Source organism: Streptomyces sp. HNM0575, assembly GCF_012726265.1.
Lineage (GTDB): Bacteria > Actinomycetota > Actinomycetes > Streptomycetales > Streptomycetaceae > Streptomyces.
Map to the genome: position 1 here is coordinate 128,581 of NZ_JAASAG010000013.1, position 21,190 is coordinate 149,770.

Below are 21,190 nucleotides of genomic sequence, written 5' to 3' on the forward strand. Positions count from 1 at the left end.
ACATAAGGCGGCGCCCCGCCTTCCCGGCGGGGCACCGCTGTGCCTCAGTGCGCGAGGCTCAATACGTAAGGCTCGTACCGGAGTCGGGGGCCGTGGTGCTCGCCTCCACGAGCACGTCGAGCACGCTCTCCATGCGGGGCAGGAACGGAGCGCCGTCCGTGAGGCCGCCCCGCCGCGCGCCGCGCGTACCGCGTGAGCCGCCGCGCGACATCTCACGCTTCCAGCCGCGCAAGCCGCCCCTGCGGGTCCTGCGCTCCTCCCCGTCGCCGTCCTCCCCGCCGGCCGCGTCCGCCGCGACGGGCTCCCGCTCCCAGCGGACCCGTCCCGCGCCGGTGTGCGAGGGCGGCAGCGCGATGTAGCCGCCGTCGCCGTGGAAGCGCAGCGAACTCGGCACCCTGTCATGGGCGTAGAGCCGCTCGCCCAGCTCCTCGAGCGCGTACGGCGCCACGAGAAGGGCGAAGCGCGTGGGCGTCGCGACGACCGGCCCGAGCCGCTCGCCGCGACGGTCGAACTCGGCGAGCGCGCGGGCGCCCGCGATCGCCGGCAGGCTCAGCGCGGACGGGCCGCGGCCGCCCGTGGCCAGAATCACCGGCGCCGACGGCCTGTTGGTCCACCACCAGCGGATCATGCGGTCGTCGGTGGTCGCGGCGAGGAGCACCGGGTCGAACGGGTGCGCACCGGGTACGACACAGTCGGCGTCGGGGCAGGAGCACACCGCGGACAGCGGCCGTTTGGACTGGTAGGTGCTCCGGGACGAAGGGGACGAGGGAGGGGTGAGAGTCGCTCCGGGAAGTACGGGCCACTCCCAGCGGGTGGCGCAGTGCAGCGCCGCGTTACGCAGCGATGACCGGTTCATGCGTCGCCTTCCGAGGATCTCGCGCATGTGCGCTCGTTCCTTTCCGTGAACGCCAACAGATCGTCCAGACAGAGATCGTTCAGCCCATCACAACACGTCACTCATTACTCACTGCGCGTAAAAACCGCGGTCATTCCGTAAGCCGCGCGTACTGGCACGGCGGGGGGCGGCTCACGCCTGGGGACTCGCGTGCCGTGCGCCACCTGTGCTGGTGCCCTGGATAACGCTTGGTATTGCGCCTGTGCTGGCCGTGCGTGTCGCCGAACCGGAAAGGGGAGGCCACTGCCTGATATGACGCGCTGTTCCCTCACCGGGTTCCGTACCCGCGACAGCTGTGCCGATGCTCCGGCCTGCGCTTCCTCGGGATTTCGGAAGCGACCAGATGCGCGGGGCTGCTCCAGTCGACAGCAAATGCCGTCTCTCAGAGGCGATTTTACGCCAACCTCGTGCAACCGCGGCCCGCCCCCCTGATGTCAACAGCAGCACACGGACACCATTCGTAGTGCAAGGCCGATGCTGGACATCCCGTTGCTGCTACGTGTACATCTTGTGCATTGCCAGCGGAGCAGCGTGACATGGGGGTTTGCGATGCAAAGCAGAGAGAGAACCCAGGGCGGGAGAACGTTCCCATGAGCGCCCCGCAGCGGTCGAAAGTGGCCGGATTCAAACCCGTGATCTCCCCGCCACCGCAAACTGCGCCCCCCTCCTCCGACGCTTCCTCGGAACAGCTCGCCGCCGTCCACGACCGTCTGGCCAGCTGGGTAACCGATCTGACGACCCTTCAGGAACTCGCCGAACGGCTCTCCGGCACCGCCACTCTCGACGACGCGCTGCGCGAGACGCTCCGCGCGGGCGCCACCCTCGTCGGCGCCCAACGCGGCCTCGTCGCGCTCGAACCCGTGGACAGCGAGAGCCCGGAGCGCACCATCGGCCTCGGCCTCGGCCGCGCCGACATCGGCGAGCTGGAGACCGTGCCGCGCAGCTCCTCCTCGTACGCGCGCATCCTCGACGGTCTGCCCTCCGTCCCCGAGCCGGCCGACGGAGTCCGCGCACGCGACGCCGCCACCGTCTCCGGCACCGGCACCCTCGCGGGCACCGCCGCCGACGACTCCGACCTGGCAGCCGGCAGGGGCGAACAGCGCGGCTACCCCGAGATCACCCACCCCGACATCGCCACGGACGACACCCTCGACCCCCGCCACCGCGAGGTCGCCGCCCGCCTCGGCTACGCCGCCAGCTACGCCACCCGCATCGCCACCGCCGACGCCCCCCGCATCGGCGCCGCCGTCTGGCTCTATGACGAGCCCGCCGAACCGACCGCGCGCCAGCGGCATCTGCTCGGCCTCTATCTCCGCTGCGCCAGCGAGCAGATCGCCCGCCATCTCGAACTCGCCCGTACCCGCGCGGATCTCAGCGCCCTGCGCGAGGGGCTGCTGCCCAGCAGGCTCCAGCGCGTGCCCGGCGTGACGATGGCCGTACGGCATCTGACCGGCCCCGGCGGAGGCGGCGACTGGTACGACGCGCTGCCGCTGCCCGAGGGCGCGCTCGGGCTCTCGGTCGGCGGCGTCACCGGCAGCGGGCCGGGCACCGTCGCGGCCATGGGACGACTGCGCGCCTCGCTGCGCGCGTACGCGGTGATGGAGGGCGAGGACCCCGTCGCCGTCCTCTCCGATCTGGAGCTGCTGCTGCGCCTGACCGAGCCCGCGCGTTCGGCGACGGCGCTCTTCGCCTACGCCGAGCCGTCCGTGCGCCGGATCCTGCTCGCCGGCGCCGGCCACTGCCCGCCGCTGATCGTCGGGGAGCACCGCACCGAGTACGTGGAGACGACGCTGTCCGCGCCGCTGGGCATGCTCGCCTGCTGGGAGGCGCCGAGCGTCGAGCTCTCGCTGTACGAGGGGGAGACGCTGCTGCTCTACAGCGACGGGCTGCTGCACCGCACCGGCGAGGAGATGGACCGTGCCTTCGCGCGCCTGCACTCCGCGGCCGGGTGCGCGCCGCCCGCCGTACGGGCCGATCCCGAGGCCCTCGTCGACCACGTGCTGCGCACGGCTCTGCCGTCCGGTGACACCGCGGGCACCGGGCCCACTCCCGCGCCCGGCACCGCCGGGGCCCCCGGGGCATACGGCCAGGCCGCCCATCCGGGGAGCGCCGCGGAGGACGTCGTGCTGCTGGCCGCCCGCTTCTGATCCCGGCCTCGGCTTCCGGCCCCGGCTTCCGGCCCCGGCTTCCGGCCCCGTTTCCGGCCCCGGCTTTCGGCCCCGGCTCCCGTACCTCACTCGCCTCCCCCTCTCCCTCCTCTCCGCTCCGCGCGCTCCCTTCCAGGTCCGCCCCTCCACGTCGCCGCTCGTCCGCGCTCGGGCCCGAGGTGACCAGCTTCCGCGCGCCCACGGGCCCCCATACGATGGAAAGCGCTCGAACACCGGCACCACCGGACACCGGAAGCAGGAGGCAGACGTGGCGGAATCCGCTGACGAGCAGCCGATCAAGCAGCGGAAGAACGGCCTCTACCCGGCCGTCTCCGACGAGCTCGCCGAGAACATGAAGACCGGCTGGGCCGACACCGAGCTGCGCGGCCTCCGGCCCGTCCCGCAGGCGGGGCACACCGCGGACCGGCGTGCGCGTCTCTCCGCCCGGTTCCCCGGCGAGCGTCTGGTGATCCCCGCGGGGAACCTCAAGACCCGTTCCAACGACACCGAGTACAGCTTCCGTGCGTCCGTCGAGTACGCATACCTCACCGGCGACCAGACCGAGGACGGCGTACTCGTCATGGAGCCCGACCCGGCGGGCGGCGGACACCAGTCCACGCTCTATCTGCTGCCGCGCTCGAACCGGGAGAACGGCGAGTTCTGGCTCGACGGCCAGGGCGAGCTGTGGGTCGGCCGGCGCCACAGCCTCAGCGAGGCGCAGCAGCTGTACGGCATCCAGTGCGCGGACGTCCGCGACGTCACCGCCGAACTGCGCGCCGCCACAGGCCCGGTGCGCGTCGTACGGGGCCATGACGCCGCGGTGGAGCAGGCCCTCACCGACAAGGTGACCGCGGAGCAGGACACCGAGCTCCAGGTCTTCCTCTCCGAAATGCGCCTGGTGAAGGACGAGTTCGAGATCGGCGAGATGGAGAAGGCGTGCGCCTCGACGGTGCGCGGCTTCGAGGACGTGGTGAAGGTGCTGGACAGGGCGGAGGCCACCTCCGAGCGCTATATCGAGGGAACGTTCTTCCTGCGTGCCCGCGTCGAGGGCAACGACATCGGCTACGGCTCGATCTGCGCGGCCGGACCGCACGCCACCACGCTGCACTGGGTGCGCAACGACGGCGCCGTGCGCTCCGGCGAACTGCTGCTGCTGGACGCCGGGGTGGAGACCCACACCCTCTACACCGCCGACGTCACCCGCACCCTGCCGGTGGGCGGCAGCTTCACGCAGCTCCAGCGGAAGATCTACGACGCGGTCCACGAGGCGCAGGAAGCGGGCATCGCGGCGGTCAAGCCCGGCGCCAAGTACCTCGACTTCCACCTCGCCGCGCAGCGCGTGCTCGCCACGAGGCTCGTGGAGTGGGGGCTGCTGGACGGGCCCGTGGAGCGCGTGCTCGAGCTGGGGCTCCAGCGCCGCTGGACGCTGCACGGCACCGGCCACATGCTCGGTCTGGACGTGCACGACTGCGCCACCGCACGGCGCGAGACCTACGCCGAGGGCACGCTGGAGCCCGGAATGTGCCTGACGGTGGAGCCCGGACTGTACTTCCAGCCCGACGACTTGACCGTGCCCGAGGAGTACCGGGGCATCGGTGTACGCATCGAGGACGACATCCTCGTCACCGACGACGGCAACCGGAACCTCTCCGCCGGTCTGCCGCGCAGCAGTTCGGACGTCGAGGCGTGGATGGCGCGGCTGAAGGGCTGACCGCTCGACGGCAGGACGATCCGGGGCGGTTCGCGGCTGTCTCCGATGGTGGGGAGGCCGGGAGCCGGCCGGGAGAAGCAGTCCGGGAGCCGCGAGGTGACCGGGAGCCGACCGGGAGCCCGACCGGGTGCCGGACCGGCGGAACAGACCCGTGGAACAGACCCGCGGAACGGAGCGGCAGGATCTATTCCGCATCCGGTTAGTCACAGAGCGGGTACGGAATCCGGCTTAGGTGCCTAACCTTGCTTTGTCCGGCATCCGTATCGGTCGAGGAAGAGAGTCAGGGTGGTCACGCTTCAGTTCCGGCCCCGCCTGCTGGCTGCGCTCCCCTTCATCGCCATGGGCATCGTCGTGCTCGTCGACGTCTTCGCAGGCCCGTCGATCGGCTTCCTGCCGATGATGGCCCTGGGGCCCGCGTTCGCGGGGCTCATCGGCAATGTGCGGCGCAGCGTGGTGATCGGCGTCGTCGCGCTGGCGCTGTCGCTCATGCTCAGCATCTTCAACGCCCAGGTCGACGACCGCCGTGGCTATACGACGCTGATCTCGGTCGCGGGCGTCGCCGTGGCCGGTGTGGCGGCGACGTCGATGCGCAAGCGGCGCGAGGCCGAACTGGCCAGCGTGCGCTCCATCGCCGAGGCCGCGCAGCGGGTGCTGCTGCGTCCCGTGCCGCGCAGCGCGGGGCATCTGCGCGCGGCCGTCTCGTACACGTCGGCGGTGGCCGAGGCCCGTATCGGCGGCGACCTGTACGAGATGGTGACCTCGCCCACGGGCGTACGGGTCATCGTGGGCGACGTGCAGGGCAAGGGACTTGAGGCCGTGGAGACGGCGGCCGTGGTGGTGGGCGCGTTCCGTGAGGCCGCGTACGACGAACCGGACCTGATGGCGGTCGGCAAGCGGCTGGAGCGCGCCCTCGCCAGACATCTGCTCGGCGAGAAGTTCGTCACGGCGGTGCTCGCGGAGGTGCGCGAGCCGGACGAGGAGGCGACGTTGCTCAACTTCGGCCATCCCGCGCCGCTGATGATCCGCCCCGACGGCTCCGTGCACTACGCGGAACCTCCCGAGCGTGCCGTGCCTCTGGGCCTCGATCTGGAGGACGGGCCGGCGCCGGCACCGCACCTGGTGCCGTTCGTCCCGGGCGACCAGATGCTCTTCTACACGGACGGCGTGAGCGAGGCCCGCGACCGCACCAACCGCTTCTACCCGCTCCACGAGCGCGGCGTCCTGCTCAAGGACCCTGATCCGGACGCGGCGTTGACCGCCGTACGGCTGGACCTCGCGGAGCACATAGGAGCGCCGCCGCACGACGACGCGGCGATGCTGCTGCTGCGCCACCGGGACCGGTGACGGTCAGCGCGCGCTACGGGGGCCACCAACTCGGGGCGGGGATCCGGGACCTGGAGTCGGTGAGGTCCTGAGCCCGAATCCCGAGGTCCGGAATCCGAAGCCCGGGCCCCTGAGCCTGAAGCCGGGAGCCCCTGAGCCTGAAGTCCTGGGTCAGCCCGCCGCCAGCAGCGGGCTGCCGCCGCTCTCGGACGTGTGCCCGCCGCCCGCCGTACCGGCCGCCTCGGCGTGCCGCCACTTGAGGGTCTTGTCGAAGGTGACGACGGCTCCGCCGTGGCCCGGCCTGTTCCGTACGCGTACGTGGTCGGCGAGCGACTCGATGAGGAAGAGCCCGCGGCCGGTCTCGGCGTCCACGGGCATGGTGCGCGGCAGGGCGGTGGTGCGGAATCCGGGCCCGGAGTCGGAGACCTCGATGCGGCACTTGTCGCCGTCGAGGTAGGCGGTCACGCAGTAGGCGTCCGAGTGCTCGCCGCGGCCGTGCTCGACGGCGTTCGCGCACGCCTCGGAGAGCGCGAGCGACAGTTCGTACGAGACCTCGGTGTCCACCCCGGCGCCGGCCATCGCATCGAGAAGCAACCGCCGGGCGAGCGGCACGCTGGCAGCTTCGCGCCTCAACCGGAGACACCACCACATGCTCATGCTCAACCCTCCACAGGCCGAGGCTCGACGGTCGGCCCCGCGGGACCACCACGGCCATGCGCATACGTATTGCCGGATGGCCGGTCCCTACGCACCCGTGTCGGCTCAACCCGTCCTATCGGAGGACGCGGGAGGACGCGGCCCGTACGGCCGGGCCATGGCGGTAGGCGGCGGCTTGCCGTGACCGTTCGCCGTGGGCGGCTCATGGCCGTTTGCCCCGGCGGCTCGCGGTGGGCCGGTGCGTGCGGCGAGCGCGACGACTGCGACGAGTGCACAGGATTCCGGGCGTTTCGACCCCTGGAGGATGCGGCCGCGGCGCCGGTGAGATGATGACGCCGCCATGACTGCCGGGGCGGATCTCAGACTCGTGCGGGCCGCGGTGTTCACCGCGGTCTGTGTGACGTTGTCCGCGGCGGGCCACTCGCTGACGGGCGGGCAGCACGTGCCGCTGTGGTCGCTGGGTCTCGGCTTCGCCGTGGTCTTCGCGGTCGCGGCTCCGCTGGCGGGACGGGAGCGGTCGCTTCCGGGGATAGCCGCGCTGCTGGCCGCCGGACAGGTCGCGCTGCACACGCTCTTCTCGTGTGAACGTACGGCCGCCGGTACGGGTGCGGGCGCCTCCGCGATGCCGTCCGGCCCGGCGCACGCCGGGGCGCACGGCCTCTCCCACGGCGCCGGGTTGCGGGACCTGGCCGCGCGGCTGCTCTGCGACGAACAGCCCGCGGGCGGGATCAGCCAGTCCCGGGCGCGGCAGATCGTCTCCGACGCCGGGCTCGACGCCGACAGGCTGGCCGGGCACGCACACCACGCCGGGCAGCACATGGGCCATGCCGGACACGCGGGTCACGCCGGGCACGAGGCCGCCGGCGGTGCCGCGTCCGCCGCCGAGGCCCCGCTGGAGTGCCTGCGCTCCGCCGCGCACGCGGCCCTGAGCCTGTTCGACGGCCCGATGCTCCTTGGCCACCTCCTCGCCGCGCTCGTGCTCGGCTTGTTCCTGCGCCGCGGAGAGGCGGCGCTGTGGCGGCTGGTACGGCTCTCCGCGCGCTCGGCACGCAGCGCCGTCCGTCGGGTGAAGGCGTCCTTCGGTGCGCTGGGTGCGGCTCTCGCCTTCGTACGGGCGCTCGGCGGCGGACTGCTGCCGCCCATGCCCGCGCCGACCTGGTTCCGGTACGCGCAGGACCATGGAACGGCCCGTTCCGTACTGCTGGACCACTCGCTCAACAGGCGTGGTCCGCCCCGCCGTGCGCCGCACGAGAGCTACTCGCTCGCGGCCTGACGCACGGCGCCCGAGGACGGAACGACGGCGTGCGCACGGCCGCGCACGAGACAGACGTGTGCCTGCGACGGGCACGTCGTACCGCCGTATCGCTGAACCGCCGTGCCGCAGCGACGCCTTGACTCACGCGCCGCCGCGCCCGTGCATCCCGTGCGGCCGGTACGCCCGTGAAGTCCGTGCGCCGGTACGCCCCGTACATCCGTCATGCGTTCCGTCCTGTCATCCAGGAGCATCACCATGCAGACCACTACGCGCCGGCGTCTGACCACTGTCGGCGCCCTCGCGGCCACCTCCGTACTGCTGTGCGCGGGACCCGCCTTCGCACACGTGACGGTCGACCCGGAGAACGCGGCGCCGGGCGACCACGCCGTCGTCAACTTCAAGGTCCCCAACGAACGGGACGACGCCTCCACCACGAAGCTGGAGGTCGACCTGCCCAAGGACCATCCGCTCGCTTCCGTGATGCCGCAGCCGGTGCCCGGCTGGGACGTCAAGGTCACCAAGTCCAAGCTGGACAAGCCGATCAAGATGCACGGCGAGAAGGTCACCGAGGCCGTCACCAAGATCACTTGGACCGGGGGCGAGGTGAAGAAGGGCGAGTTCCAGCAGTTCCCGGTCTCGATGGGCGAACTGCCAGAGGGCACCGACCAGCTCGTGTTCAAGGCGCTCCAGACCTACGACGACGACGAGGTCGTCCGCTGGATCGAAGAGCCCAAGAAGGGACAGCCCGAACCGGAGAATCCGGCTCCCGTGCTGAAGCTGACACCGGACGCGGCAGGCGGCCACTCCGACGCCAAGGGCGGCGACGCCGCGGGCCACTCGGAGAACGCGTCCGCCGAGAGCGGCACTTCGGACGGCGGGGGCGGCGGCACCGACGACACAGCACGCGTGCTCGGTGTCGCCGGGATCGTCGCCGGGATCGCCGGGGTCGCCTTCGGCGTCCTCGCGGGACGGCGCCGCGGCGCCTAGCCGGCGGACGCCGGCCGGGCCGGGGTGTCCGTGCCCGATGGGCTCCGTATCGCCGGTGGTGCTGCCGTGTCCGTGCGGTACGGCGGCACCGCGGCGGTACGGGCGTCCCCCGCCCCGGGGCTCCCGGCTCCGGCTCGGGCCGGGGCGGGACCCCGGCTCCGGGGCATCCCATCCCGGCGCGGACCGGACCGGACCGTAAAAGCCTCACCCCGACCGCACCCCGACCGCGCACCGACCGCACACCGACCTCATATCGACCTCATATCGACGCTGCTCAGCAGCAGGGAGTCAGAAAGCCCAGTGCTCTATGCGTAAGACCACGACCATCAGCGCCGCCGCGCTCACCCTGGCCTGTGCCCTGGCCGTCGCGGGCTGCGGCGGCTCCGGGGGAAGCGGCGGGAAGGGCGGCGGCGACAAGGCCGTCGCATCCGTCGAGCCGCAGAAGAAGGGCGGCGCGGTGCTCGACGAGCCCTTCGAGAAGCCGGACCTCACCCTCACCGACACCCACGGCGAGAAGTACGACCTGATCGACAAGACGAAGGGCAAGCCGGTGCTGCTGTACTTCGGCTACACCCACTGCCCCGACATCTGCCCGCTGACGATGAGCAACATCGCGGTGGCCAGATCGAAGCTGACCGCGAAGCAGAAGAAGCAGCTCAAGGTCGTCTTCGTCACCTCCGACCCGAAGCGCGACGATCCGAAGGAGCTGGGCAGTTGGCTGCGCGGCCAGGACCCCTCATTCATCGGGCTGACGGGCGACTTCGACACCATCCAGGCGGGCGCGCGCACCGTGGGCGTCAGCATCGAGCCCTCGTACAAGAAGAAGAACGGGGACGTCGTCTCCACGCACGGCGCGCAGCTGCTCGCCTTCTCGCCGAAGGACGACAAGGCGCACGTCCTCTACACCCAGGGCAATACGACTCCGGAGATCCTCGAGAAGGAACTCCCCGCGATCATCAAGGGGGAGAACCCATGACGGGCGCTTCCAGGAAGGCCGTCGGACTCCGGCGGCCGCTCGCCGCGCTGCTGGCCGTCGCGGCCGGTGCCGTCGCGCTCGGTGCGTGCGGATCCGGCGACGGATCCGGTTCGGGCTCCGGTTCCGGGTCCGGCTCGGGGTCCGGGGAGCGGCCCCGGCTCTCCGTCAGCGGCGCGTACATGCCCGAGCCCGTGACCGGCGACATGGCGGGCGGCTTCCTCACCGTGCGGAACTCCGGCGGTACGGGCGACCGGCTGACCTCCGTGGAGAGCGAGTCCTTCGGCAAGGCGGAGCTGCACAAGACGTCCGCGCAGCAGATGCAGCACGTGAAGTCGCTGCCGGTGCCGGCCGACGGGACTCTGCGGCTGAGCAGGGGCGGAAACCACATCATGTTCCTCAAACCGGAGCGGAAACCGGTCAAGGGCGAGAAGGTGCGGGTGACGCTCCACTTCAGCAAGTCCGGCGACATCGAGGTGTCGATGCCGGTCAAGGCGACGAACTTCGTACCGAAGAAATGAGGGACCGACCCGTGCCGCTCACCACCAGGCGTACCGCGGGGCGGCGTGTCACGCCCGCGCGGCCCGTACTCGCGCTGCTCGGCGCCGCGCTGTGCGCGCTGCTCACCGTGCTGGGCACCGCCGTACCGGCCGCTGCGCACGCAGTGCAGACCGACAGCAGCCCGGCGGAGGGCCGGGTGGTGAAGAGCCCGCCGAAGCAGGTCACCGTGACCTTCTCCGAGGGGGTCTCGATGTCGGACGGTTCGATACGCGTGCTCGGCCCGAACGGCAAGCGGCTCGACACCGGCAAGGTCCGCGAGGTCCCCGGCAAGGAGAACACCCGTGCCGTGGGGGTCAAGCCGGACGGGCCCGAGGGCACGTACACGGTCGCGTGGAAGGCGGTGTCGGCCGACAGCCATCCCGTGGCCGGGGCGTTCACCTTCTCGGTCGGGCATACGTCGCAGACCTCGGCGAACGTCGCGGACGCGAGCCAGGGGACGGGCGGCGGCCCGGTGGGCGCGCTCTATCAGGTGGCGCGTTACGCGGCGTACGCGGGCTTCGTGCTGCTGGTGGGCGGCGGCGCCTTCGTCCTGGTGTGCCGCCCGCCGGGCGGTGCGGTGGGGCGCCTTCAGCGGCTGGTGGTCGCGGGCTGGCTGACGCTCACGGCCGCGACCCTGCTGATGCTGCTGCTGCGCAACTCCTATACGGGCACGGGGCAGTTGAGCGAGGTGTTCGACCTCGGCGGGCTGCGCGACTCCCTCGGTTCGAAGCCGGGCGCCGCGCTGGCCGCACGGCTGCTGCTGCTCGGGACGGCGGCGGTGATCGTCGCGGTGCTCTTCGGCTCGTACGGCGGTCGCCAGGACGTGGGTACGGAGGAGACGGGCGAGGAAGACGGCCGGGAGAAGAGCGGCCGGGAGAACGGCCGGGAGAACGACGAACCGGCGAAGGGCCAGGGGGACGAGGGCGAAGGAGAGCCGGGGGAGCGGCCCGGGGACGAGGAGGAACGCGGCCGACACGACGTCACGCTGGGACTGGTCCTCGGCGGCGGCGTGGTGGCTGTCGGCCTCGCCGCGACGTGGGCGCTCTCCGAGCACGCCTCCACGGGACTCCAGCCGCAGGTGGCCATGCCGGTCGACATCGTCCACCTGCTGGCGGTGGCCGCCTGGCTCGGCGGGCTGGCCTCGCTCCTGACCGTGCTCCACTGGGGTCCCTCGCCGTCGCGCGAGGTGGTGCGGCGCTTCTCGCGCCTCGCCTTCGGCAGCGTGCTGGTGCTGGCGGTGACCGGGCTGTACCAGTCGTGGCGGCAGGTCGGCACGCTCAGCGCGCTCGTCGGTACGTCGTACGGGCGGCTGCTGCTCGCGAAGGTGGGGCTTGTCGTCGTGCTCATCGGCCTCGCGTCCGTCTCCCGGCAGTGGACGGCGCGGCTCGGGGAGGCGCGTCAGGAGGCCGGTGCGGAGGAGGACTCCGCGGCCGGTTCCCGTGCGGACGCCGGCACCGGCGTACGGGAGGAAGTGCCCGCGGCCGTGGGCGCGTTGGCGAAGGGAACCGCCTCCGCGGGCGCGGCCGTCACGACCACCCGTACCGGCAAGACCGCCAAGACCGACCTGGGCGGCACGGGCGACACGCACGAGACGGACAACGCAGGCGACACCGACAACGCAGGCGACGCGGCCGACCCGGACAACGCGTCCGGCAAGACCGTCCGCGCGGCCCAACTCGCCCGCCAGCGTGCCGCGATGGCCCGCGAGCAGCGCCGCAAGGCCCGCGAGGCCGACCCCGAGCGGGCCGGTCTGCGGCGCTCGGTGCTCGCCGAGGCCGCCGTAGCGGCGGTGCTGCTCATCGTGGCGACCGCCCTCACCGGCACGGAGCCGGGACGTACGGAAGAGCTGACCGCGGCCGGGAAGAGCACCGCGACCGGCACCGGACAGACCCGCAAGGGCAGCACGATCGAGCAGAAGATCCCGTTCGACACGGGCGGCTCACACGGCAAGGGCACTGCCGTGCTGTGGATCACGCCCGGCCAGTCCGGCGGGAACTCGCTGCGGGTCATGACCGAGGGACCGGACGGCAAGCAGCTGCCGACCGAAGAGGTCAAGGCCTCGCTCACGCTTCCCGAGCAGGATCTGGGCCCGTTCTCCGTGAAGTTCGAGAGGATCAACAAGGCGAAGGGGCGCTGGCGTTCGGAGACGGTTCAGCTGCCGGCGGCCGGGCGGTGGAAGGCGTCCGTCACCATCCGTACGTCGGACATCGACCAGGTCACCGAGAGCAAGACGGTCGAGATCGAGTGACCGGGACGGCGGGCGGCGTGCGGGGCGCCGAGGTCCCAGCCCCGCACGAGCCTCGGATGGATCATTCAGTTGAATACCGTGGCGCTCCGGGAGATATAGCTGAACAGCACGTACCCGAGGCCCGCGTACGAGCGCGCAGGCAAGCACGATCAAGAGCACGTACGGACACGGATCACGGAGACGGACACGGACGCGGCCTCGGGTGCCGTGCCGCCCCGACCATGCCGGACCACGCCAGGAAGCAGCCATGACTCAGCACGACCACGAACCCCAGGGCGTCTCCCGCCGCCGCCTCGTCAGCACGGTCGGAGCGGCGGGCGCCACCGGTCTGGCCGTCGGCGCCACGGGCGGTGCGGTCGCGCAGGCCGCCGCCCGTGGCGACCGCAAGGCACCCACGCCGCTGACGTCCGTCGGCTCGACGCGGGTGCCCTTCCACGGGAAGCACCAGGCCGGCATCACCACGCCGTTGCAGGCCTTCGGCCATCTGCTCGCCTTCGACCTCGTATCCGGGGCGAGCCGCAAGAAGGCGGCGGCGCTTCTGAAGCGCTGGTCGCGCGCGGCGCGCGAACTGATGGCGAACGAGCCGACCGCGGACACCACCGGTGCCGCCCTGGACGCCGGGCCCTGCTCCCTGACCGTCACCTTCGGCTTCGGCCGTTCCTTCTTCTCCCGTACGGGACTTGAGAAGCAGCGCCCCGACGAACTGGCCCCGCTCCCCGAGTTCTCCGGCGACGCCCTCGACAAGAAGCGCTCCAACGGCGACCTGTGGGTGCAGATCGGCTCCAACGACGGACTCGTCGCCTTCGACGCGCTGCGCGAGATCCAGCGCCAGGCCGCCGGCACGGCACGGCTGCGCTGGCAGATGAACGGCTTCACCCGCACCCCCGGGGCCACCCGCCGGCCCATGACCATGCGCAACCTCATGGGCCAGGTCGACGGCACCAACAACCCCAAGCCCTCCGAGGACGACTTCGACAGACGCATCTTCGTGCCGTCGTCCTCGTCGCCCGCGTGGATGGCGGACGGCTCGTACGCGGTCGTACGACGCATCCGCATGCTGCTGGACGACTGGGACGAGCTGTCGCTTAAGAAGCAGGAGAAGGTCATCGGCCGCCGCAAGTCCGACGGCGCCCCGCTCTCGGGCGGCAGCGAGGACACCGACCCCGACCTCGACAAGAGGGACGCCGACGGCTCCCCCGCCGTCGCCGCCGACGCCCACGTACGCGTCACCGCCCCCGCGACGAACGGCGGTTCCGCCATGCTGCGGCGGCCCTTCTCGTACCACGACGGGTTCCGCGACGACGGTGCGCCGGACGCGGGGCTGCTCTTCATCGCGTGGCAGGCGGACCCGCTGCGCGGATTCGTACCGGTGCAGCGGAAGCTCGACCGCGGCGACGCGCTGTCGCGCTTCATCCGGCACGAGGCCAGCGGGCTGTTCGCCGTGCCGGGCGGGCCGTCCGAGGGCGAGTACGTGGGGCAGGCGCTGCTGGAGGGCTGACCGCGAGGGACGCCGGTGCGGGATGACCGCAGCGCGCCGGGACGGCCTGTCCAGGGTTGTCGTCCCGGCGCGCTGCTCTGTATTCGGCGGCCCTCGTCCGCGTGGCTTCGGCCCGATTCGCCGCCGACGCTACGGGCGCTCCGCCCCGTACGGCCGGCCCGGCTGGAGGCGGCCCGGCTGAAAGCGACCCGGCTGGAAGCGGCCGGGCTGGAAGCGGAACAGGTTCAGCGGATCCACCGACGACTTCAGCTCCGCGAGCCGCCGCAGGTCGCCCGGCGGGTACGTGCCCCGCGCCGCGCCGGGCTCCGTTCCGGCGGAACGCCCGTACCGGAAGTTGAGGTTCGAGCCCACCGTCCACGGCGCGACCGCGTCGAACACCCGCTCCTGATGCATACGCAGCCGGTCCTGCCCGGCGGGCCCGGTGCCGTCCCCCTCGGCGTCGCCCCCGCTCCGGCCCTCGGACACGGCCCCGTCCCCACCGTCGTCCTCGCCCTCGTCCCTGCCGTCGTCCCCACCCTCGTCACCGTCCTCGGGCACGGACAGCACCACCATCAGCCAGCCCGCGTCCCGGCCGCCCACGGCGTCGGGCACCACGGGCTCCCGCGACAGCGCACCGCCCATGTGCCGCAGGTTCAGGACGGTCATCGCCGGAGCCCGCGGCCCGGTCAGCTCCAGCACGGAACGCAGCGCCGCCCGGTCCGGCAGCCGTTCGCCGAGCAGCACGTTCCCGCCCTGGTACGGGTGGGGCCGGTCCGGTTCGCTGTAGACGCTCGCGCACTCGGTGTACGGCATGGTCCGCAGCGTCTCCGAGATCCGCGGCCCGGCCGAGCGCAGCGGCGCGACCAAGCGGGCGCCCTCCTCCTCGGTGCCGTCGAAGGCGATCTGCACCTGCGCCGTGTACCGGCCGCGCAGCCGCTCCGGAAGCGCCGGCAGATCGGGCCGGCGCATCACCGTGACCGACGAGGTCAGCCGTTCCGGCACCGTCGCCGTCCACTCGCGCCACGCCTCCAGCACCTCCCCGGCCGCACCGCCCGCGCCGTCGAAGACCAACTGGCCGCCGTAGAAACGCTCGACGGGCACCAGCCCGATCTCCAGCCCCGTCACCACGCCGAATCCGCCGCCTCCGCCGCGCAACGCCCAGAACAGCTCCGGTTCACCGTCCGCGGTGACGTGCCGTACGCGACCGTCGGCGGTGACGAGCTCGGCGGCGCGCACATCGTCTGCCGCATAGCCGAACTCGCGGGCGAGCAGGCCGACTCCGCCGTTCAGCGTGTACGAGACGGCTCCGACACCGGGCCCGGAACCGCTCAGCGGCGCGAGCCCGTACCGGGCGGCCTGCTCGACGACGCGGCCCCAGCGGACGCCCGCTCCGATCCACGCCGTACGGGCACCGGGATCGACGCGGACCTCCGACATGCGCCGCGTGCTGATCAGCACGCCGCCGGGGAGCGGCAGCGACAGCCCGTGCCCGGTCGCCTGCACCGCGAGCGGCAGACCGTGCCCGGCGGCGTGCCGCACCGCCGCAGAGACGTCGGCGGCGTCCGTGGTGCAGACGATCAGATCGGGCCGGTGCCGGTAGCCCGCCTGGAAGCCGCCCACCTCGCCGGCGAACTGCTCGTCCCCGGGCCGCAGTACGGGACCGCTCACGCGTACGGGCGGGAAGGGGGCGGCCTCGCCCGCGGGCCCGGCGACCCGGGCGGCCCGCGCGGCGTCAGCCACGGTCCCGCTCCGGCGCCCCGCCCATGCGGGCCGTCCGCGATCCCGGCCCGCCGGTGGCCGTGGCCGGGTCCCAGCCGCGGCCGAGCCAGGCCGCCAACTTGCCGTAGTCGTCCGCGTCTTCGGGTGCGCTGAGCGCAGGCCCGAACGGCACGCCCTCGCCGCGCTCCTCCGGCACCGCGCGGCGGGCCACCGCCAGCGCGAAGCCCGCCAGCCCGGGATCGAGCAGATCCTGCCGTCCGAGCGCCTGCGCCAGGTCCCACGAGTGGGCCGTCGCCTCCATCACGCTGCCCGCGAGCGCGAAGCGGCCCGGCATCGTGCCCCAGGGCACCGTGACCAGGGCGTCGAGCTTCGAGTCGTCGGCCCACGCCGCCGAGAACCGCTCGCACGCCCGCGCATACGGCTCGCACCAGCCCTCCTCCGGCACGCCGGAGACCCCCGAGTCGACCCTCGCGTCCGGGTCCGCCTCGCCCGGGCCGCCGCCCTCTCCGACGCGGGCGACGCGCAACGTACCGCCGACGACATGGCTGAGCAGAGCGCCGACGTCGAACTCGGCGCAGGGCGTGGGGTCTTCGAGCCGCCCGGGGCGCACCGCGTCGAAGAGCCTGGCCATCTGGGCGGAAGCGGGGGCCCAGAGCGGGCGGGGGTCGGTGGCCGAAGGGTCGGGTGCGAGTCCCGCGGCGGATGCGGTGGATGCGGTGGTGGACTCAGCTGTGGATGCGGCGGTGGACATGTCGGCGTTCATGACGGCGGCTCCTCGCAGGCCCGGCGACGGCCGGGCAGACGGTCGGTGAAGTGCGGTGAAGTCCGGTGACGCGGCTGGTCGCCGCCCGCGGACGGGGAGACCCTCCCCGCATTTCCTGACACCTGCCGTCAGGTTTACGGCATGCTGGCGGACGTGAAGTCGGACCGCCTGCTCTCGATCCTCCTGCTGCTCCAGACGCGCGGCCGCGTACCAGCCGACGAGCTCGCCCGGCGCCTCGAAGTCTCCACACGCACCATCTACCGCGACGTGGAGTCCCTCTCCACCGCCGGCGTCCCCGTCTACGCCGAGCGCGGCCGGCACGGCGGCATCTCGCTCCTCGCGGGATTCCGTACGGACGTCACCGGGCTCACGTCCGACGAGTCACGCGCCCTGTTCGTACTCGCGGCGCAGGGAGCCCACTCCGCTCTCGGCCTGGACGGCGCACTCGGCTCGGCCCTGCGCAAGGTGATGGCCGCCCTGCCCGCACCGCACCGGCCAGCGGCCGAACTCACCAGCCGCCGCATCCTCGTCGACCCCGACCGCTGGCTGGCCCGGCCGCGGCCCTCGGTCGACCTCGACGTGCTCAACACCGCGGTCTTCACCGACCGGCGGCTGCGCATCCGCTACCGGCACGGCGGCGAGACGGCCACGCACCGGTACACCGTCGATCCGTACGGGCTCGTCGCGAAGGCCGGCACCTGGTACCTCGTCGCGGACCGGCGGGCCCGTGCGCAGCTGTTCCGCGCGGACCGCATCCAGGCGGCGACGGTGACGGAGGCGCCCGTGCGGCGCAGGGACGGCGTCGAACTGGCCGACGCCTGGGAGGCGTTGCGCCGCAAGGTCGAGGAGCGGCCCGCGAACGTACGGCTCAAGGTGCGGGTCAGGCGCCGGCGCCTGGAGATGTTCCGGCGCATCGTGGGTCCGTTCGTACTGGACGCGGAGGAAGCGGCACCGGCCCCGGCGGACGGCCCGGGCCCGGCGGACGAGGCAGTCCCGGTGGACGAGGCGGTCCCGGTGGACGAGGCGGTCCCGGCGGACGGCCCGGGTGAGGGCGAGGGCGACGACTGGGTCGCCCTCGACCTCGCCTACCCGGTACTGCGCGCCGCCTGCCAGCTGCTCCAATTCGGCGCGGACGTGGAGGTCCTCGAACCGGCGGCGGCGCGCGCCGAGTTGACGCGCGCCGCCGCATCCATCACGTCCCTCTACTGCGGACCGGCGGAAGCGGCCGAGTAGACGGCCCGGGCCGCCGGGCCGGGCGAAGTGCCCGGTCCGTCAGCCGAGTCGGCAACCGGGAACCGCACCGGGCCGCCGGGATCCGGCAGTTCAGCGGTCAGCCGTCGACCGCCTCGTCGTCCGCCTCGCGGTCCGGAGCCCACTGCGCCATCCGCTGGCTCATCGCCCCCACGACACGCTCGGTGTTGACCAGCCTGCGGTCCATCTCCTCCAGCCGCCGGTCCATCCGCTCCAGCCGCACCGACATCCGCCCGATCACCGGCCCCAACTCCTGGAGTACGGGGCCGATATGGGACACCGCGGTTTCGAGGTCCGACACCCGGCGGTCGAGGGACTCGTACCGCGCGGTCTCCGCGGGAACCGCGGTGGTCCTCGTACTCGCCTCGACGTCGAGCAGATAGGAGCGCACGCGCCGCGCGATCTCGCTGTCCCGCAGCAGCATCGCGACGTTGAGGATGGTGCGGCGGGTGTAGACAGCGAGGTGCCGCTGCGTCTGTGGATAACTATTTGCGTTCCCGCTTGTGAACCTCGTTTTGAGGTTTACAAATTCCCGCAGCTCAGCGCCTTTCAGAACGCGCAGGCCGTTGGACCGCAGCTCCTGACGGTGGCGGCCCAGCAGGTTGTTCACAACCGACTCGCCCACCTCGAAGTACTCGGCCACGTCCCGCGTCGTCGCATGGACGCCGTCGGCCGACAGCGCCAACGCCTTCACCTTGTCGAGGACTTCGACCCTGTGGCTCACGCCTGAACGCGCGGTGCGCGATTCCAGCAGCACGGATTCGGTGTACACGAAGAAACCCCTCCTGGGGTCGTACGGACATCACGACGGAAGCCCGATCACCCAGGGCTTCGGTGTGGGTGTCCGTATCCAGGAGCCAGGAGCGGAGATCAGCTCATGTATTCCACGTACTGCACTACCGGCAAGAACCGGCTACCACCACTTCACGCACCCTCGTCGCCACGCACTCCAGTCGTCTCCGCGCACTGGGCCAAACGAGCGGATAGTCCTACGGTCACGGCTTCTCTCGATCCGATTGCCGTATCCCGTACGCACATACGGGACCGCCCGGGCCGGAAACGGCCGCGCGCCCTCAGTCCGCGAGCAGGCGCTCCAGGACGAGTGCGATGCCGTCCGACTCGTTGGAGGCCGTGATCTCGTCGGCGACGGCGAGGAGTTCGGGGTGGGCGCCGGCCATCGCCACGCCGTGTGCCGCCCAGCCGAGCATGGGGACGTCGTTCGGCATGTCACCGAACGCGATCGCCTCCCGTGCCGTCACGCCCAGCCGCCGCGCGGCGATGGCCAGGCCCTTCGCCTTGCTCAGCCCGGGCGGAAGCATCTCGACCAGGTTCTCGCCCGCCATCGTGATGCCCACCAGATCGCCGGCCGCGGAGCGTGCCGCCTTCGCCAACTCGTCGTCGCCCAGGGCGGGATGCTGGAGGTACAGCTTGTTCAGCGGCGCCGACCACAGCTGCTCCACATCGGTGCACCGCACCGCCGGGAGGCCCTTGCCCTGCTCGCGGTAGCCGGGACCGATCAGCACTTCGCCTTCGAGGCCGTCCTGCGAGGCCGCCAGCACCAGCGGGCCCGTCTCCGCCTCGATCTTGGCGACGGCGAGCTGCGCCAGCCGCCGGTCCAGCGTCACCGACGTCAACAGGCGCCCGGCGCCCGCGTCGTAGACCTGCGCGCCCTGGCCGCAGACGGCCAGGCCCCGATGGCCCAGACCGTCCAGGATGTGCCTGGTCCACGGCACCGCGCGGCCCGTGACCACGATGTGCGCGGCGCCCCGCGCGCACGCCGCGTCGAGCGCGGCACGCGTACGGCCGGAGACCGTCGCGTCGTCGCGCAGCAGCGTGCCGTCGAGGTCGGTGGCGATCAGGCGGTACGGGAAACGGCCGGGGCCCGGCACCTCTCCGCGCTCCCCGGGTTCGACCGCCCTGTTCGCCACGGCCTCGCCCGTCCCCGTCCCCTCGGCTTCGCCCGTCACTTCCCGGCCGCCGGCTCCAGGCGCTCCCGCCCGCCCAGATACGGACGCAGCATCTCCGGCACCCGCACCGAACCGTCCGCCTGCTGGTGGTTCTCCAGCAGCGCGACGATGGTGCGCGGCACCGCGCACAGCGTGCCGTTGAGCGTCGCCAGCGGCCGTACGTTCTTGCCGTCCCGCATCCGGATCGACAGCCTCCGGGACTGGAACTCGGTGCAGTCCGAAGTCGACGTCACCTCGCGGTACTTGCTCTGCGTGGGGATCCACGCCTCGCAGTCGTACTTGCGCGCCGCGGACGAGCCGAGGTCGCCCGTCGCCACGTCGATCACCTGGAACGGCAGCTCCAGAGCCGTCAGCCACTGCTTCTCCCACTCCAGCAGGCGCAGATGCTCGGCCTCGGAGTCCTCGGGGGCGACGTAAGAGAACATCTCGACCTTGTCGAACTGATGGACCCGGAAGATCCCGCGTGTGTCCTTGCCGTACGAGCCGGCCTCGCGCCGGAAGCAGGGCGAGAAGGCGGCGTAGCGCAGCGGCAGCCGGGAGGCGTCGATGATCTCGTCCATGTGGTAGCCGGCGAGCGGGACTTCGGAGGTGCCCACCAGATAGAAGTCGTCCTTCTCCAGGTGGTAGACGTCCTGCGCGGCCTGGCCGAGGAAGCCCGTGCCCTCCATGGCCTGCGGCTTCACCAGCGCCGGCGTCAGCATGGGCGTGAAGCCCGCCTCGGTGGCCCGGGCGATCGCGGCGTTGACCAGAGCCAGCTCCAGCAGGGCGCCGACGCCGGTGAGGTAGTAGAAGCGCGAGCCGGAGACCTTGGCGCCGCGCTCGACGTCGATCGCGGCGAGGAGCTGGCCGAGCTCCAGGTGGTCCTTCGGCTCGAAGCCCTCGGCGGCGAAGTCGCGGGGCGAGCCGATGGTCTCGCGGACGGTGAAGTCCTCCTCGCCGCCGACCGGGACGTCGGGGTACACGACGTTGCCGAGCAGGCGCAGCAGGCGCTGGGTCTCCTCGGCGGCCTCGCCCTGCTCGGCGTCGGCGGCCTTCACGGCGGCGGACAGTTCGCCGGCCCTCTTCAGCAGTCCGGCCTTCTCGTCGCCCTCGGCCTTGGGGATCAGCTTGCCGAGCTGCTTCTGCTCGGAGCGCAGTTCGTCGAACCGGACGCTGGACGCCCTTCGCCGTTCGTCGGCGGAGAGCAGGGCGTCGACGATGCCGACGTCCTCTCCGCGTGCGCGCTGGGATTCGCGGACTCGTTCTGGATCGTCGCGGAGCAGTCGGAGGTCAATCAC

General features: G+C 72.3%; 17 protein-coding genes. 10 read left to right on the forward strand and 7 right to left on the reverse strand.

The genetic code is table 11. The features are described 5' to 3' along the window. Window positions 1–58: 58 nt before the first annotated feature. On the reverse strand, window positions 59–883 hold the full coding sequence (locus tag HCC61_RS27080) for a bifunctional DNA primase/polymerase (protein WP_169139868.1): 825 nt from the start codon (window positions 881–883) through the stop codon (window positions 59–61). Between the two features lie 602 nt (window positions 884–1,485). On the opposite strand from HCC61_RS27080, the gene HCC61_RS27085 reads away from it, so the two are divergent. The 3 genes from HCC61_RS27085 to HCC61_RS27095 all read left to right on the forward strand — a co-directional run bounded on the left by HCC61_RS27085 (window position 1,486) and on the right by HCC61_RS27095 (window position 6,097). Beyond that, complete coding sequence (locus HCC61_RS27085) at window positions 1,486–3,042, forward strand: PP2C family protein-serine/threonine phosphatase (protein WP_240969323.1); 1,557 nt, start codon at window positions 1,486–1,488, stop codon at window positions 3,040–3,042. 268 nt (window positions 3,043–3,310) lie between these two features. Further along, window positions 3,311–4,753: an aminopeptidase P family protein gene (locus HCC61_RS27090; protein WP_169139872.1), complete on the forward strand. Its 1,443-nt coding sequence runs from the start codon at window positions 3,311–3,313 to the stop codon at window positions 4,751–4,753. Between the two features lie 339 nt (window positions 4,754–5,092). Continuing rightward, window positions 5,093–6,097: a PP2C family protein-serine/threonine phosphatase gene (locus HCC61_RS27095; protein WP_169139955.1), complete on the forward strand. Its 1,005-nt coding sequence runs from the start codon at window positions 5,093–5,095 to the stop codon at window positions 6,095–6,097. A 150-nt stretch (window positions 6,098–6,247) separates the two neighbouring features. Here HCC61_RS27095 and HCC61_RS27100 read toward each other — a convergent pair whose 3' ends face one another. Next, window positions 6,248–6,733, reverse strand: coding sequence for an ATP-binding protein (locus tag HCC61_RS27100; RefSeq protein ID WP_169139874.1), 486 nt, complete (start codon window positions 6,731–6,733; stop codon window positions 6,248–6,250). A 340-nt stretch (window positions 6,734–7,073) separates the two neighbouring features. Between HCC61_RS27100 and HCC61_RS27105 the strand changes: the two genes are divergently transcribed. The 6 genes from HCC61_RS27105 to efeB all read left to right on the forward strand — a co-directional run bounded on the left by HCC61_RS27105 (window position 7,074) and on the right by efeB (window position 14,234). Then, on the forward strand, window positions 7,074–8,006 hold the full coding sequence (locus tag HCC61_RS27105) for a hypothetical protein (RefSeq protein WP_169139876.1): 933 nt from the start codon (window positions 7,074–7,076) through the stop codon (window positions 8,004–8,006). 237 nt (window positions 8,007–8,243) lie between these two features. Continuing rightward, window positions 8,244–8,975 carry a YcnI family protein gene (locus HCC61_RS27110; protein WP_169139878.1) on the forward strand — a complete coding sequence of 244 codons (732 nt, stop codon included), beginning with the start codon at window positions 8,244–8,246 and terminating at the stop codon, window positions 8,973–8,975. 307 nt (window positions 8,976–9,282) lie between these two features. Beyond that, complete coding sequence (locus HCC61_RS27115; protein ID WP_169139881.1) at window positions 9,283–9,951, forward strand: SCO family protein; 669 nt, start codon at window positions 9,283–9,285, stop codon at window positions 9,949–9,951. Then, window positions 9,948–10,469 (forward strand): copper chaperone PCu(A)C, encoded by a 522-nt coding sequence (locus HCC61_RS27120; RefSeq protein WP_169139883.1) that lies wholly within the window; start codon window positions 9,948–9,950, stop codon window positions 10,467–10,469. Before HCC61_RS27115 ends, HCC61_RS27120 begins: the two co-directional genes overlap by 4 nt. An 11-nt stretch (window positions 10,470–10,480) precedes the next feature. Next, window positions 10,481–12,736, forward strand: coding sequence for a copper resistance protein CopC (locus tag HCC61_RS27125; protein WP_346777407.1), 2,256 nt, complete (start codon window positions 10,481–10,483; stop codon window positions 12,734–12,736). Between the two features lie 247 nt (window positions 12,737–12,983). Further along, window positions 12,984–14,234, forward strand: coding sequence for an iron uptake transporter deferrochelatase/peroxidase subunit (gene efeB / locus HCC61_RS27130; RefSeq protein ID WP_169139887.1), 1,251 nt, complete (start codon window positions 12,984–12,986; stop codon window positions 14,232–14,234). Window positions 14,235–14,363: 129 nt separating this feature from the next. Here efeB and HCC61_RS27135 read toward each other — a convergent pair whose 3' ends face one another. Together HCC61_RS27135 and HCC61_RS27140 are read right to left on the reverse strand one after the other, a co-directional pair. Next, window positions 14,364–15,953: an FAD-dependent oxidoreductase gene (locus tag HCC61_RS27135; RefSeq protein WP_206323068.1), complete on the reverse strand. Its 1,590-nt coding sequence runs from the start codon at window positions 15,951–15,953 to the stop codon at window positions 14,364–14,366. After that, a complete protein-coding gene (locus HCC61_RS27140; protein ID WP_240969324.1) occupies window positions 15,946–16,695 on the reverse strand; it encodes a TIGR03086 family metal-binding protein in 750 nt (249 codons plus the stop codon). The genes HCC61_RS27135 and HCC61_RS27140 overlap by 8 nt, the downstream gene beginning before the upstream one ends. Before the next feature lie 153 nt (window positions 16,696–16,848). Between HCC61_RS27140 and HCC61_RS27145 the strand changes: the two genes are divergently transcribed. Next, complete coding sequence (locus HCC61_RS27145; protein WP_169139961.1) at window positions 16,849–17,928, forward strand: WYL domain-containing protein; 1,080 nt, start codon at window positions 16,849–16,851, stop codon at window positions 17,926–17,928. Window positions 17,929–18,025: 97 nt separating this feature from the next. Here the strand turns inward: HCC61_RS27145 and HCC61_RS27150 are convergent, their stop codons facing one another. From HCC61_RS27150 to serS, 3 genes are all read right to left on the reverse strand, one after another. Further along, window positions 18,026–18,718: a hypothetical protein gene (locus tag HCC61_RS27150; RefSeq protein WP_169139889.1), complete on the reverse strand. Its 693-nt coding sequence runs from the start codon at window positions 18,716–18,718 to the stop codon at window positions 18,026–18,028. Window positions 18,719–19,019: 301 nt separating this feature from the next. Then, window positions 19,020–19,835: an HAD family hydrolase gene (locus tag HCC61_RS27155; protein ID WP_346777409.1), complete on the reverse strand. Its 816-nt coding sequence runs from the start codon at window positions 19,833–19,835 to the stop codon at window positions 19,020–19,022. Between the two features lie 74 nt (window positions 19,836–19,909). Continuing rightward, window positions 19,910–21,190: a serine--tRNA ligase gene (serS, locus tag HCC61_RS27160; protein ID WP_169139893.1), complete on the reverse strand. Its 1,281-nt coding sequence runs from the start codon at window positions 21,188–21,190 to the stop codon at window positions 19,910–19,912.